The organism is Pantoea sp. DY-15 (genome assembly GCF_019795935.1).
In the GTDB taxonomy this organism is placed as follows: Bacteria; Pseudomonadota; Gammaproteobacteria; order Enterobacterales; family Enterobacteriaceae; genus Pantoea; species Pantoea leporis.
Genome location: NZ_JAIMIF010000002.1, coordinates 472,234 through 485,319, shown reverse-complemented (window position 1 = coordinate 485,319; position 13,086 = coordinate 472,234). Strand labels below are relative to the sequence as shown.

Genomic DNA, 13,086 nt, shown 5'->3' with positions numbered 1-13,086 from the left:
CGCCATTGATGACGACCTTGCCCACCAACCGCACCCACACTCACTCAAAAATCATGACGAACTTACCGCACTACCCAACTCAACGCGCCCGCTTTCTCGCCGCCGTCAAACGGCAAAACGGCGCATTAACGTCCTACGCGCATCCGTTACCCGGTCCGCAGGGCGAGGAACTTTTCACTGACGTAGCGGTAATCGGCGATGTCAACGCATCACGGCTGATGCTGGTGATCTCCGGCACGCACGGCGTAGAAGGCTATTACGGTTCCGATTGCCAGATCGCCTGGCTGGAAACCTTCAACCTCACGGCGCTGCCGGCGGATACTGCTATCGTGATGCTGCATCTGCTCAATCCGTGGGGCGCGGCGCATTTACGCCGCGTCAATGAAGACAACATCGACCTCAATCGCAACTTTATCGATTTTTCACAGCCCACACCCGCCAATCCCGATTACGCTGCGTGGCATGGCATTTACCACGGGGAACGTGCCCGCGCCGATAAGCTGTTAGCTGACGCGCTCAACAGCGCCGGTTGGCCGGCGATAAAACGCGTGGTGGAAGCGGGGCAATATGGCGCGGCGGACGGTATCTTCTTCGGCGGCCAACAGCCAGGCTGGTCGTACCGCACGCTGCAAACCATCATCGCCGATCACTTGTCGCAGGCCAAAACCATCATCAGCTTCGATCTGCACACCGGCGCGGGCGCGTGGGGACATCCGATGCTGCTGTCGATTGCCGAGCAGCGTTTTGCCGCACATGACTGGGGCAAGGAGATTTATGGAGAATGGTTAACGCTGCTGTTCACCGGCGCAGGGCGCGACAGCGAAACCGGCGTGACCGCGACGGCTACCGGCTATGTGTCGCAATTTCTGCTGACGTCGCTACCGAAGACGCAGATTTTGCCGCTGGTGGTGGAGTGCGGCACCTATCCTGGCGAGGAGATGCATCGCCGCGTGCGCGACGATCACTGGCTGCATCTGCAAGGCGATCCAGCCAGTGAAAGCGGGCGGGCGATTAAGCAGGAGCTGGTGGAAGGATTCTGGCCCGCCGACGCTGACTGGCGCGCGCTGGTGGCTTTTCGCACCCAGCAGATTTTTGTGCGTGGCTGGCGGGCGTTAATCGATTTATAAGCGTCCGTAAAACGTCATGCGGGCGGTTTCCGACAGGGCAATGCCTGGCTCGGTGTTATACGCCAGCACCGCCAGCATGCGGGTGATATCGCCTTGGGTTGGCGTAACGCGATGCAGCGAATTGCGCCCACGGAACAGCACCAAATCTCCGGCATCAATCGCCAGCGCTTCTACCGGTTGGCGCTGATCCAGCACCGCCGCCACACCGTCGAAATTCATCTCACCGGCATCGGCATCGCGCAGATCTTTCACATACTGGAACACGGCGCCGGCGCGCGGTTTCTGCACCAGCAGCGTGATGGCGAACGACGAGTTATCAAAATGCCAGCCCAGTTCCTGGCCGTCGGGCGCGTAGTGCAGATTGATCGACGAAAGCGGATCGGCATACGGATAGAGCGCCTCTTCACCCAGCACATCGCACAGGAAGCTTTTGAACAGTTCATCGTTGTAGAGCTGGCGCAGCGGCGAATCGGCGGCAATCACATCATCGGTGATGCAGCCTTTGGTGCTAATGACATCGCGATTACGCGGATGATCGGCGCTGAAGGCCTCATCTTTTTTCATCAGATAAACGTTGTGTTTGCTGGCGGTGTGATACGCCAGATGGCGCTGCGCATCGCCTTCGGCAATGATGGCCTGCAGCGCAGCGGGCTGCAGGAACTGACGCAAAACTAAAGCGCCGTGCTGATTAAGTTGCTCACGGCAGGTGCGACGCCAGTCGGCATCGGCCAGCGGATGCAGATCGAAACGAATCAAGGCAGACATAGTTTTACTTCTCATGTGTTACAGGTGTGTAAAGACTGTAACTCGCTGATATGTTAATACGTAACGATAAAAATTTAACACCTTGCTAAGGAAACCTTAATGCCCGCGCCATCACCGCGTTTGCCCAAAATCAGCGTCATTCAATCCTTCAAAGTGGCGGCGGAACTGGGCAGCCTGGCGAAAGCGGCTGCGCAGCTGGCGTTAACGCCAGCCGCCGTGAGCCAGCAAATTCGCCAGCTGGAAGAGCAGTTGGGCAGCACGCTGTTTGTGCGCACGCAAAGCGGCGTGATGCTGACGGAGATGGGCAAAGAGTATCTGCGTTATGTCACTGAGGCGTTCGACATTCTACACCTCGGCCAGCAAAACCTGCGCCATGCGGCGTCGGTGCCGCGATTAACGCTCTATTCGCTGCCGGCGCTGGCGTCAAAATGGCTGCTGCCGAATATTGCGCAGTGGCGTGAGCAGTGTCCAGAAATCGATTTATCGCTACACGGCACCCATACGCAGGTGGATTTCAACGCCACGCCGGCCGATTTTGTCATCTGCTTCGGCGAAGATCGCTATCCTCAGTTGGATAAGCAGTTGCTGTTTCTCGACGAGGTGCTGCCGGTGGCGAGCCCGGCACTGCTACTACGTTTTGCCGGTATGGATGTGTTGCAGCGTGCGCCGCTTATCCACCTCGACTGGGGTAACGAAGGGCGCTTCTTACCTGACTGGCTTAGTTGGTTTCAAGCCAAAGGCATTGACGATCCCCCGCCGCAGCCGTCGTTCAGCTTCAATCTCACCTCGCTGGCGATTGATGCTGCCGTGGCAGGCGCGGGTTTGCTGCTCGGCCAGCGCCGTTTGATTGCCAACGAACTGGCGCGCGGCGATTTGGTTGTGGTCGATCCGCTTAGCTTGCCGCTTAGCAAACCCTATTTCCTCGCCTGGCCGCAGCGCTCGCTCAGCCAGCCGGGCAGCGCTGCGCTAATCCACTGGCTCTCGCAGCTGGCGGGTTAACGCACCCACTCGTAGGGTCGCCATTTATGGCGACCTGGAATAGAAAGGGAGTTCACCCATGCCCTTAGATCTCAACTTCTGGCTCACCGCGCTGGTAGTCGGCATCACCATTTTACTGTGGGCCAGCGCGCGTTTGCCGGAATACGTCACCGCGCTGCTGTTTTTCACGGCGGCGATGTTGCTCCAGCTGGCTCCTGCCAGCAGCGTATTCAGCGGTTTTGCCTCGTCGGCGTTTTGGCTGGTGCTCAGCGGGTTTGTGCTGGGCGCGGCGATCCGCAAAGTTGGTTTGGCGCAGCGCTGGGCGAACTGGCTGGTGGTGCCGCTTAGCCAAAGCTGGCCGCGTATGATTGCGGGAACCGTGCTGCTGACTTATCTGCTGGCGTTTGTTATGCCCTCAAATATGGGACGCATCGCGCTGCTGATGCCGGTGGTGCTGGCGATGGGCGAACGTGCGGGAATCAAAGCGGGCAGTCGAGGCAGTATTGGCCTGGCGCTGGCGGTGGGATTTGGCACCTTCCAGCTCTCCGCCAGTATTTTGCCCGCCAATGTGCCGAATCTGGTGCTGAGCGGCGCGGCGGAGAGCGCGTATCAATTACATCTGCAATGGTTGCCGTGGTGGTTGCTACATATGCCGGTGGTGGGCATCGCTAAGGGCTTGTTGTTGATAGGTTGCCTGCTGTATCTGTTTCGTGCGCAGCCCAAAGCGGTCCACCAGCGCGACAGCTTAGCCGCGCTTAGCCGCAGCGAGTGGCGCTTAATTGGCCTGCTGGCGATCACCTTGCTGCTGTGGATGACCGACAGCGTACACGGCTTACCGGCTGCGTGGGTGGGATTGGCGGCAGCCTGTATCTGTTTATTGCCGCGCGTAGGTTTTATCTCCAGCGAGGACTTTGCCAGCGGGGTAAATTTCCGCACCTGCATTTACATTGCCGGGATTCTTGGCGTCGCCACACTGGTAGTGGATTCAGGCCTGGGACGGATGATCGCCAATGCGTTGCTTAACGTGTTGCCGCTGCACGAACACCCATCTTTCAGCAATTTCGCGGTGCTCAATGCGCTGGTGTCGCTACTGAATTTTGTGCTCACCGCCAACGGCGTACCGGCGATGGTAACGCCGATGGCGCAAGAACTGGCGAACGCATCTGGCTTTCCGCTGCTCACCGTGATCATGTTGCAGGTATTTGCCTACGCTACGCCGCTGCTGCCGTATCAGGCATCGCCGGTGGTGGTGGCGATGGGACTCGGCAACGTTCCGGCCAAGGCCGGTTTACAGTTGTGCGCACTGATTTTTCTGCTTAGCGCGGTGTTGCTGTTACCGCTGGATTATCTGTGGTTTCGGCTGCTAGGCTATGCCTGATGTCTTTGCCAGAGATTGCCTATGCCAGCCAATAATGATTGGGTTGATTTTCGTCGTGACGATGAGACCGGAATTGAAAGCGTCAACGCGCATTTTCGCGGGCACGCTTACGATCCGCACGATCACGACGAGCTGCTGGTGGGCGTGACACAGCAAGGTTTACAACGTTTCAACTGCCATCGTTCGCTGCACACCAGCACGCCGGGCCGGGCGATTTTGATTGAACCGGGCGCGGTACACGACGGACATGCGCCGGACGCAGAGGGATTCACCTACGTGATGCTCTATCTGCCGCAAAGCTGGGTGGCGGAAATGATGCAGCGTCGCGGCTTGGGCGATGTGTCGAATATCGAAGGCGCTTTCCGCCACACGTTGACTGACGATCCGCTGTTAGCCAGCGCCATTCAGCAAGCCTGGTTTGCCGTACATCAGGGCGAAGGGCGGTTGGCGCGCGATCAAAGCCTCGATCATTTGCTCACCCTGCTGTCACGCCATCTGGATACCAAACCCAGCCTGCAGCACAGCGAAGCGATGCGTCAGATGCAGCTGCTGCGCGACTATCTGCACGATTTTATGGCGCAGGATATTGGTCTGGATGAGCTGTCGCGCCTTTCCGGCATTGATCGATTCCGCCTGACGCGCCAGTTCAAACAGGCGTTCGGCCAATCGCCGCATGCCTATCTGGTGCGTTTGCGTTTGCGCAGCGCGCGCACGTTGCTGGCGCAGGGCATTGAGCCGGTGCAGGTGGCGGCGCAGGTTGGATTTGCCGATCAAAGCCATCTGGGCCGCTGGTTTCAGCGCGCCTATCGCATGACGCCCGCCGCTTATCAACGTCAGTGCACAAACGTTCTATACGCTTCCCCGCCTGCTCTTAGATGATGAGGTTTTCGTTGTCATTGGAGAGTTGTTGCAGATGTTTGATACCAAAATCGCCCTGATCGTACGTGATGATTTAGCCACCTGGCAGCGCCTGAATGTGGTGGCGTTCCTCGCTACCGGCGTGGCGTCCGCCGCCCCCGAGATGATGGGTGAACCCTATGTTGATGCCAAAGCGCGACAGTACGGCAACATGGCGGGCCAGCCGATGCTGGTGTTTGCCGGAGATTTAGCCGGTTTACAGCGTGCGCACCGTCAGGGAATGGAGCGCGAGTTAACCATTATTCCTTACGTGGAAGCGATGTTCTCTACCGGCCACGACGCGGCGAACCGCGAAGTGTTTAGGGCGGAGGATGCCGATAATTTAAATCTGGTCGGCATTGGGCTACGCGGGCCGAAGAAAGCGGTGGATAAGGCGATTAAGGGATTGGCGTTGCACGGGTAAGAAGGGTGCGCATTTATGCGCACCTGAATTTATCCGCCACACTCAGCAACAAATCTTCCCGCCCACGCAGCGCCAGCAACTCCAGCCCAATCGGCAAACCTTCGGCGCTGAATCCTGCCGGAATGCTGATCGCCGGCGCGCCGGTCACCGCTGAAATCAGCGCGTTGCTGCCTTCCTGCATCTCGCCGTGCTTAACCGGCGCACGGCGCACTACCGGATAAGCCAGCAGATTGATCTGCTGCGCGGCGAAAAACTCTGCCAGCTGCAAATACAGATCGCGCTGACGCTGCTGCACCCGCCGGTAACCTTCACTCTCAACGCCCGGATGCTGGGCCCGCGTGGTAAACACCGTTTCCAGCTGAGGATGATAGCGCCCGGACGCCACCACTTCCGCCAGCGTGCGGACCTGCGCCTGCGATTTATCCGCCAGATACGCCGCCAGCGCAGCGGCAAATTCGTAGCCGATGATATTGGCGTCGGCGGCCAACGTCTCCAGCTGCGGATAACTCACCTCACGCGGCGCGAAATCCGCCAGCGCCGCGCGCACCGCCTGATTAATCTCGCCTTCATCGGCTGCAAACCCTTCCAGCCAGATGCCGATGCGCAGCGGCTCATCGCTCTCCGCAAACTGTTGTCCGCTAAGAATTTCAGACGCTAAACGTAAATCCGCCGCCGACCGCGCCAGCGGGCCGGGAATATCCTGAGTTGGCGACAGCGGCACAATGCCGTCGGTGCTGATTGCACCGCGCGTCATGCGCAGGCCAAAAAGATGGTTAAACGCTGCCGGAATGCGCACCGATCCGGCGGTATCGCTGCCGATCGCCAGCGGCACGTAACCGGCTGCGACCGCCACGGCGGAACCGCTGCTCGATCCGCCCGGCGAGCGGCCTTCAACCCACGCATTGTGGGTAAATCCGCTTAACGACGACGCGCCGGTGATGCCTGCCGCCAGCTCGTGCATGGCGGTTTTGCCGATCAGAATCGCACCTGCCTTTTTCAGTCGGGTAACCAGCGGCGCATCGTCGCTGGCGATAACCTCACGCAGCAGCACCGAACCGGCGCTGGTTGGCCAGCCCTGCACTTCGATATTGTCTTTAATCAGCACCGGAATCCCTTCCAGCGGTCCCGCAACCTCGCCGCGCTGACGACGCGCATCGCTGATGTCCGCTGCCGCTAAGGCTTGTTCGGCAAACAGCCAGGTGATGGCGTTGTAGCGCGGTTGATCCACCTCGGCAATACGCTGCAGCGCGAAGGTGGCTAACTGGCGCGCGCTCACCCTGTGCTGGGTCAGCGCCTGCTGTAAATCGTCAATCGAAGCGGTGAGATAATCAGCGTATTGCATCAGGGTAAACCTCCAGCGGAATCCATTGCCCGTCGCGCGTGACGCGTCCGCACGCGCTGCCATTAAAGTGGGTGCTGAACCAGATTGCCTGATGTTGTGCGCACCAGTCCACCACCCGTTGCCGTGAAGTGACCGCCAGCGCTTTATTCTCGCAAAACAGTGAGTTCCAGTGCGGGTACTGAAACTGGATAGCATTATGCATCACGTCGCCGGCAAAGATGGCCGATTCACCGGCGCTTTCCAACACGATCGAGGCATGATCAACGCTGTGACCGGGCGTAGAGAGATAGCGCAGCACGCCAGCAAACAAAGGTGAATCCTGCACGGTGATAGTCTCAAGCTGTCCGCTTGCTATCAGCGGCAGAATGCTGTCGCGATAGAGCTCCTGCGCCGCCGGATTCTGCTGGCAGTGCGTCAGTTCCCGCGCCGAGCAGATATAGCGCGCATTCGGGAACATCGGCAGCCATTCGCCATCACGCTGATGCGTATTCCAGCCAACGTGATCGGTATGAATATGCGTCATCAGCACCAGCGTCACTTTTGCCGGATCAACCCCCGCCTGCGCGAGGTTTGCGGCATACGGCGTATTCAGCTGGTGAAACAGCGGTTTGTTGTCGCGGTTACGCCCGTTGCCGGTGGCGGTATCGATAATGATGGTGTGTTCGCCGGTACGTATTACCCAGCTGTGAATCGACATTTCATCAGGTTGATTGGCTAATTCGTCACTCATTTCCGCGCGATGCGGCGTAAACAGCACGCCCAGCGGGAAGGCGGCGGTTTGTTCGCTCACTTTGGTAATCAGGCAATCGCCGACGCGAATCGTCATGAGGTGCTCCTAAATTTTTTGGTTGCTGCGAAGATGTCTCACTATAATGGCGGCACGATCATTATTTAAATCGATTAGAATCATGCAAAGCATCAACGAAAATGATTTCTCGCGCATCGACCTGAATTTGCTGGTGGTGTTGCTGGTGATGTACGAGGTGCGCAGCGTCACGCAGGCGGCAAATCGGCTCTATCTCGGACAACCGGCGGTAAGCGCGGCGTTAAAACGGCTGCGCGAGATGTTTGACGATCCGCTGTTTGTGCGCGCCTCAAACGGTATGACGCCAACGCCGCGCGCCGAACAGCTGGTGCAGCAGTTCGCGCCGCTGATGCAGAATCTGCATCGCGTGATCTTCACGCAGCAGCCGTTTAACGCGGCAGAAGATAGCTACAGTTTTCGGATTGGCATGAGCGACTGGCTGGAGCATTGGCTGATGCCGGATCTGCTGGCAGAACTGGCGCGTGTGGCGCCGAATAGTGATGTGAAAGTGATCGCCACCGATCCGTGGCAGGCGATTCCGCTGATGGAGCAGCAGCAGGCCGATGTGGTGATAACGGTTGGCAATGAAACCAGCCGCGACCTCACGCGCGAAAAGATCCTGCGCGCCGGTTTTCGCACGGTTTGGCATCGGCAGCAAATTGAACTCGACGCGCCGCTGACGTTGCAGCAGTTCGTGAGCTACGAGCATGCGCTGGTGTCGTATCGCGGTGTGAGCGAAAGCGCGCTGGATCGGCAGCTGCAACAGCAAGGTGTGGCGCGGCGCGTGCGCTATGTGACGCCGAACTTTTCCGCGTTGCCGATGCTGCTTAAGCGTCTACCGCTGTTCGCTACGGTGCCGCAGGGTTTAGTGCCATCCTGGTGCGAGCTGTATGATCTTAGCGCCGCGCCCGTGCCGGTGAGCATGCCGGATTATGAAGTGTCGCTGCTGTGGCACAACGCGCGCAGCGAAGATGAAGCCAACCGCTGGCTGCGGGAGATGCTGCGCGGATTAATAAACAGTAAGCCGCTTTGATAAGGTCGCCATGAATGGCGACCCTACGACAGGTCGGTGGGAATTTCGTGGGATCGCCATGAATGACGACCCCACTACAGAGCGGCGTGAATTTGTAGGGTCGCCATTTATGAACCAGTATGGCGACCTGCTCATTTACCACGGCACCACACGCCCTAAATAATCCAGATAATGAATCCCGCGTCGCCCAGCGTAGCTTTCCATGGTGTTCAGCAGATTCGGGATGCTCTCCTCAATGGTCAGGCGCGCTTCCGGGCCGCCCATATCGGTGCGCACCCACCCGGGTGCCATCAGCAACAATGTGCGATCGCCGCCACTGCGTGCAGCAAAGCTGCGCATAAACATATTCAGCGCCGCTTTGCTGCCGCGATACACCTCGTAATTGCCGTTGGTGTTGTTGGTCAAACTGCCCTGGCCAGATGACATCACCGCAATAGTGCCGCTGGGCGTAACGCTATCTTTAAAGGTTTCAATTACCCGCAGCGGGCTTAGCGCGTTAGTCACCATCACGCGGGTGAACTCACTGGTTGTGACATCGGCGATAGTTTCTCGGTCATCATTTTTCACCCCCGCGTTGACGAACAGCATATCGAACTGCCGATCCGCCAGCCGCGTATGCAGTGCCTGGACCTGTTCCGGTTCATTGATATCCACGCTTTCCACCGTCAACTGTGCGGGGAAGCGATCGGCCAGTTGTTGTAAATTTCCTGTCGAGTTTTCACGTCCGGTGGCGATCACCTGATAACCGCGCTGCAGCATGGTTTCCGCCAGTGCCAAACCCAGGCCACGCGATGCGCCAATCAGTAATATCTTCATGTTGTTCTCCTCGGTGTTTGCGATAAGAAGAGTGTAGTGCCGGGCAAGGGCAGGCGGAACGCGCAGCACTCGCAGTATTAACCTGCATCAAACGCCTTGTCTCAAAGTGCGCAATAGGCGAGGATAAAGCGTATGAATGATGCCGATTTGAATCTGTTAATTGCTTTGGATGCACTGCTGATTGAAGGCAGCGTGATTGGCGCTGCGCGTCGCTTGAGCTTGAGCGAATCGGCGATGAGCCGCACGCTGGGACGCTTACGCGCCACCACCGGCGATGCGCTGTTAGTACGCGCCGGACGCAACATGGTGCTGACACCTTATGCCGAAGCGATCCGCGAGCGCACGCATCACACGGTACGCGAGGCGCGTGCGGTGTTAAGCCCAACGGCGCAGTCGCTGGATCTGCATCAGTTAGACCGCTGCTTCACCCTGCGCACCAATGAAGGATTCGTCGAAGCGTTTGGCAGCGCGCTGATCGTTGCCGTGGCGCACCAGGCGCCGCACGCGTGGCTGAGTTTTGTGCCCAAGCCGGAAAAAAGCGCGCGCGATTTGCGTGAAGGCAACATCGATCTGGAGATTGGCGTGCTGGGCAATATGGGCCCGGAGATTCGCCTGCAGGCGCTGTTCCGCGATAGCTTCGTTGGCGTGGTGCGCGCCGGACATCCGCTCACGCAGCAGCTGGATATCACCCAGTTCGCCGCCTTTAGTCATATCGTGGCGTCACGGCGCGGTGAGCTTGGCGGGCCGATTCATGATGCGCTGCAGCAGGCTGGATTAACCCGAAAAGTGGCGGCGGTGGTAGCGGCATTCTCCAGCGCGGTGGCGCTGGCGCAGGAATCGGATCTCATCGCTTTGGTGCCGCGTTCGCTGTTTCTGCATCATCCGTTGATCAAAAACAGCACCCGCTTAGCGATGTTTGAACTGCCGTTCGCCACGCCAGAAATGACCGTGTCCCAGCTGTGGCATCCGCGACTGGAAAATGACGCGGCGCATCGTTGGCTGCGCGGCGTGGTAAAAAGTGTTTGTCAGCCGCCGCGCACCGATCCACGCCACACCACATCGGCCTGATACAGCAGGCTGTCGTGCTGCTGTTCACCTTGCGGCGTGAAGCCGGTTTCCTCCTGCTCGGTTTCTATCAACCACTTCACCGCGTCCTGCGCGAACTGCTCAACCGGCTGGGAAAACGTGGTGAGATTGTAGGATGACCAACCGGCCTGCGCGATGTTGTCGTAACCGATCAAACAGAGATCTTCCGGCACGCGCATGGCAAAGCGATGGCGCGCTTCATCCATAAAGCCGCAGGCCACCAAATCGGTGACGCAAAACACGCCGTCGGGCCGCTGATGACGCGTCAGCAAGCGGTGCGCCAGAATCTGCCCACTCTCGTACGAAGTGGTACCAAAACGTTCGATGGTCACGGTTAATCCCGCCCGTTCGGCCGCCAGCACAAAGGTGTCTTCGCGCTTTTTCAAGCTCGGCGTGCCCGCCAGCGAATTGGCAAATGCCAGATGCTGACAACCGGCGCGCTGAAACGCCATTACCGCCGTTTGCGCGGCGCTTTCGGCATCGAGATTGATGCTAAGCGAGCCCGGCAGCGCTTCATCGCGGTTAATCAAAATGATGCGCTGGCCGTGCTTGTAACACTGGCGCGTGATGGTGCGATCCGGCATGCCGGAGAGAATGATTGAGGCATCGGCGCGGAAATTAATCGCCTGCTGCAGCGCCGCAGAAACGCTGTTATCCGAGCGATCGGTGTTAATCAGCATCGCCACTTTGCCCGCTTCCTGCAAAAACTGCGTCAGCCAGCGCACCAGACTGGCGCGATAGGGCGTGGCGATTTCCGAGACGATCAGGCAGACAATGCTGCTGCGATTGCGCACCAGACCGCGCGCCAGATGATTGACGTGATAACCCAACTCTTCCGCCGCCTTCATCACCCGTTCTCGCGTTGCCGGTGACACGCTGGCGCCCGGCGTAAACGCGCGCGACACCGCTGAGCGCGATACGCCCGCGCGTTCAGCGACATCCTGCGCGCTCACCACCGCTTTCTCATGCTGCATGTTCAACACCTCTTCACAATCTGGCTGCAACTGAGTCTGCCTCAGATTGCAAAGCTGTGCAAACCGCTTTAGATCTCATTTGTTGCATTTTTGTGACATCGCCTAACAATTGCGCAGCGTGGTGTTTGACAGGACATTTCTTGTTCATTACTACTTTGCACACACGTGCAAGAAAAGGTGCCAATGAAGCACCAACCCTACAATCCAGGAGAACACTATGCGAGTCACCTCAATGGCCATCGCGCTATCCCTCTGTTGCACTGCCATACCTTTTGCCGCCTCGGCGGCGGGCAATCTGAACATGGTCTGCTCCGCCGATGTGGTGGTATGCGAGCACATGACCAACATCTTCAGCAAGGCGCATCCGGATATCAAAGTCAGCATGGTGCGCCTCTCGGCGGGCGAAGCTTATGCACGCCTGCGCAGCGAAGCACGTAATCCGCGTACTGATATCTGGTGGGCGGGCACCGGCGATCCGCATATGCAGGCGGCGGAAGAGGGGCTGACGCAGCCGTACAAATCGCCGCTGCTCGATCAGCAGCAGGATTGGGCGCAGAAGCAGGCGGAAAACTCCAGTTACCGCACGGTAGGCATTTACGCTGGCGCGCTCGGTTGGGGCTACAACACCAAATTACTGGCGTCGAAAAAACTGAAAGAGCCGAAATGCTGGGCCGATCTGCTGGACCCAAGCTTCAAAGGGGAAATCCAGATCGCCAACCCGAACTCGTCGGGTACGGCTTACAACACGCTGGCGACGCTGGTGCAGATCATGGGTGAAGATCAGGCCTTTGATTACCTGAAAAAGCTAAACGCCAATATTTCGCAATACACCAAATCGGGCTCGGCGCCGGTGAAATCGGCGGCGCGTGGCGAAACCACCGTCGGCATCGTGTTTATGCATGATGCGGTGGCGATGGAAGTGGACGGTTTCCCGATTAAAACCGTCGCGCCGTGCGAAGGTACCGGCTATGAGATTGGCTCCATGTCGATTGTGAAAGGGGCGCGTAACCTCGCTAACGCCAAAGTCTGGTACGACTGGGCGCTGAGCGCTGAAGCGCAATCGCATATGAAAGAGGCCAAATCCTTCCAGCTGCCGTCGAACCGCAACGCGGAGATTTCGGAGTACGCGCCGCGCTTTGAGAACATCAAACTGATCGATTACGACTTCAAGACCTACGGCGATTCGGCCAAACGTAAAGCATTACTGGGACGTTGGGATAAAGAGATCGGTGCCAGCGCGCAGTGAAATCGGTGCGGTTTGTGGGACGGTCGTCATAAATGACGACCCTACAAAACCCGATGAATCCACGTAGGGTCGCCATTCATGGCGACCAGGTCAATCACCGTACCCAACTCCGTAGGGTCGCCATTCATGGCGACCGGGTCAATCACCGTACCCAACTCCGTAGGGTCGCCATTCATGGCGACCTGGTTAAGCACCGCACAAAAACCCGAATTCGA

General features: G+C 58.3%; 13 protein-coding genes. 8 read left to right on the top strand and 5 right to left on the bottom strand.

Annotated elements, in window-relative coordinates:
* Window positions 1-53 precede the first annotated feature (53 nt).
* Window positions 54-1,127: a DUF2817 domain-containing protein gene (locus tag K5Y32_RS10950; RefSeq protein ID WP_222184291.1), complete on the top strand. Its 1,074-nt coding sequence runs from the start codon at window positions 54-56 to the stop codon at window positions 1,125-1,127.
* On the opposite strand, the gene K5Y32_RS10945 is transcribed toward K5Y32_RS10950, so the two are convergent.
* A complete protein-coding gene (locus K5Y32_RS10945; RefSeq protein WP_222183619.1) occupies window positions 1,122-1,892 on the bottom strand; it encodes a 2OG-Fe(II) oxygenase in 771 nt (256 codons plus the stop codon). The two genes, K5Y32_RS10950 and K5Y32_RS10945, sit on opposite strands and share 6 nt — an antisense overlap.
* A 99-nt stretch (window positions 1,893-1,991) precedes the next feature.
* Between K5Y32_RS10945 and K5Y32_RS10940 the strand changes: the two genes are divergently transcribed.
* From K5Y32_RS10940 to K5Y32_RS10925, 4 genes are read left to right on the top strand one after another with little or no spacing between them, the layout of a single operon-like run.
* Window positions 1,992-2,891 (top strand): LysR substrate-binding domain-containing protein, encoded by a 900-nt coding sequence (locus K5Y32_RS10940; RefSeq protein ID WP_222183617.1) that lies wholly within the window; start codon window positions 1,992-1,994, stop codon window positions 2,889-2,891.
* A 58-nt stretch (window positions 2,892-2,949) separates the two neighbouring features.
* Entirely contained in the window at window positions 2,950-4,248 is a 1,299-nt protein-coding gene (locus K5Y32_RS10935; protein ID WP_222183615.1) for an SLC13 family permease, read from the top strand.
* A gap of 21 nt (window positions 4,249-4,269) precedes the next feature.
* The gene (locus K5Y32_RS10930; RefSeq protein WP_222183613.1) at window positions 4,270-5,127 is read left to right on the top strand and encodes an AraC family transcriptional regulator; all 858 of its coding nucleotides are present in this window, start codon (window positions 4,270-4,272) and stop codon (window positions 5,125-5,127) included.
* Window positions 5,128-5,161: 34 nt separating this feature from the next.
* The gene (locus tag K5Y32_RS10925) at window positions 5,162-5,569 is read left to right on the top strand and encodes a DUF2000 family protein (RefSeq protein ID WP_222183611.1); all 408 of its coding nucleotides are present in this window, start codon (window positions 5,162-5,164) and stop codon (window positions 5,567-5,569) included.
* 13 nt (window positions 5,570-5,582) lie between these two features.
* Here the strand turns inward: K5Y32_RS10925 and K5Y32_RS10920 are convergent, their stop codons facing one another.
* On the bottom strand, window positions 5,583-6,911 hold the full coding sequence (locus K5Y32_RS10920; RefSeq protein ID WP_222183609.1) for an amidase: 1,329 nt from the start codon (window positions 6,909-6,911) through the stop codon (window positions 5,583-5,585).
* Window positions 6,898-7,737, bottom strand: coding sequence for an MBL fold metallo-hydrolase (locus tag K5Y32_RS10915; protein WP_222183606.1), 840 nt, complete (start codon window positions 7,735-7,737; stop codon window positions 6,898-6,900). The genes K5Y32_RS10920 and K5Y32_RS10915 overlap by 14 nt, the downstream gene beginning before the upstream one ends.
* Before the next feature lie 82 nt (window positions 7,738-7,819).
* Between K5Y32_RS10915 and K5Y32_RS10910 the strand changes: the two genes are divergently transcribed.
* Window positions 7,820-8,749 carry a LysR family transcriptional regulator gene (locus tag K5Y32_RS10910; RefSeq protein ID WP_222183604.1) on the top strand — a complete coding sequence of 310 codons (930 nt, stop codon included), beginning with the start codon at window positions 7,820-7,822 and terminating at the stop codon, window positions 8,747-8,749.
* A 135-nt stretch (window positions 8,750-8,884) separates the two neighbouring features.
* Here the strand turns inward: K5Y32_RS10910 and K5Y32_RS10905 are convergent, their stop codons facing one another.
* Window positions 8,885-9,565 carry an SDR family NAD(P)-dependent oxidoreductase gene (locus K5Y32_RS10905; protein WP_222183602.1) on the bottom strand — a complete coding sequence of 227 codons (681 nt, stop codon included), beginning with the start codon at window positions 9,563-9,565 and terminating at the stop codon, window positions 8,885-8,887.
* A gap of 132 nt (window positions 9,566-9,697) precedes the next feature.
* Between K5Y32_RS10905 and K5Y32_RS10900 the strand changes: the two genes are divergently transcribed.
* A complete protein-coding gene (locus K5Y32_RS10900; RefSeq protein WP_222183600.1) occupies window positions 9,698-10,633 on the top strand; it encodes a LysR family transcriptional regulator in 936 nt (311 codons plus the stop codon).
* Here K5Y32_RS10900 and K5Y32_RS10895 read toward each other — a convergent pair.
* Complete coding sequence (locus K5Y32_RS10895) at window positions 10,591-11,625, bottom strand: LacI family DNA-binding transcriptional regulator (RefSeq protein ID WP_222183598.1); 1,035 nt, start codon at window positions 11,623-11,625, stop codon at window positions 10,591-10,593. The two genes, K5Y32_RS10900 and K5Y32_RS10895, sit on opposite strands and share 43 nt — an antisense overlap.
* 217 nt (window positions 11,626-11,842) lie before the next feature.
* Between K5Y32_RS10895 and K5Y32_RS10890 the strand changes: the two genes are divergently transcribed.
* The gene (locus K5Y32_RS10890) at window positions 11,843-12,871 is read left to right on the top strand and encodes an ABC transporter substrate-binding protein (RefSeq protein ID WP_222183596.1); all 1,029 of its coding nucleotides are present in this window, start codon (window positions 11,843-11,845) and stop codon (window positions 12,869-12,871) included.
* Window positions 12,872-13,086 lie beyond the last annotated feature (215 nt).